The organism is Acinetobacter sp. 228 (genome assembly GCF_048147885.1).
In genome coordinates this window covers 1-1,203 of sequence record NZ_JAYWYV010000400.1, presented here as the reverse complement: position 1 = coordinate 1,203, position 1,203 = coordinate 1, and the positions used below count along the sequence as shown (strand labels likewise).

Here is a 1,203-nt window from a genome sequence, read left to right as displayed (position 1 = left end):
ACACCTTCAAGCTGCATACCTTCAGTCAACTGAGCAACTTCAGTAATGTCTTCACGGAATTTAGCTGTGCGGAATTCTGGACGAGGGTCACGGCCCGGTTTTTCAAGTTCTGCTAAAACGTCTTGAATGGTTGGCAAACCGAATTTGTCATCAACAAACTCTTCTGCTTTAACCTGACGAATAATTTCGGTATTGCCAATAATGTCTTTTACCGTTGTCGCTTTTGCTGCAACAATTTTCTCAACAAGACCATAACTTTCAGGGTGAACAGCAGATGCATCTAATGGCTCTGAACCATTTTGGATACGCAAGAAACCAGCTGCCTGTTCAAAAGTACGTTCGCCAAGACGCGGTACATTTTTAAGTGCCTGACGTGTGTCAAAACGGCCATGCTCTTTACGGTATTCAACAATTTGCTGTGCAATTGCTTTGTTTAAACCTGCAATATAAGCCAAGATTGCTGGTGAAGCAGTATTTACATCTACCCCGACAGCATTCACACAGTCTTCTACAACCGCATCAAGCGTTTTTGCCAAACCAGTTTGGTTCACATCGTGTTGATATTGACCTACGCCAATCGACTTCGGATCAATTTTAACAAGCTCAGCCAACGGGTCTTGTAAACGGCGCGCAATAGAAACTGCCCCACGGATTGAAACATCAAGCTCTGGAAGTTCCGCCGCAGCAAGTTCACTTGCAGAGTAAACAGAGGCACCTGCTTCGCTTACAGTTACACGAGTTAATTTAAGATCTGTATTTGCAGCCATCATTTCAGCTACAACAGCTTCTGTTTCACGGCTCGCAGTACCATTGCCAATAGCAATAAGCTCGACATTGTATTCACGGCATAGACGTGCAAGCTCAGCAATTGAGCCTTCTTTATCTTCTTTAGGCGCAAATGGATAAATCGTGCTAAGTGCAAGTACATCACCAGCTACGCATACTACGGCTAGTTTCACACCAGTACGAATACCAGGGTCAACACCCAAAGTCGTACGGCTACCAGCTGGCGCTGATAACAATAAGTGACGAAGATTTTCAGCAAACACCTGCATTGCTTCTGCTTCAGCAGCAAGACGTTTTTCTGTAAGTAATGAATGCTCGATTTGAGGACGAACTTTACCTAACCAGAATAATTTTGCAGTTTGTTTTAAGAAGTCTTGACGTGTTTGTGGCTGAACCTGATCAAGGTTGTATTCAGTT

1 protein-coding gene is annotated in these 1,203 nt (G+C 43.8%); it reads right to left on the bottom strand.

From position 1 onward, the window contains the following. The coding region (locus tag VXQ92_RS19355) for a helix-hairpin-helix domain-containing protein (protein WP_416682892.1) at positions 1-1,203 on the bottom strand (1,203 nt) is incomplete at both ends.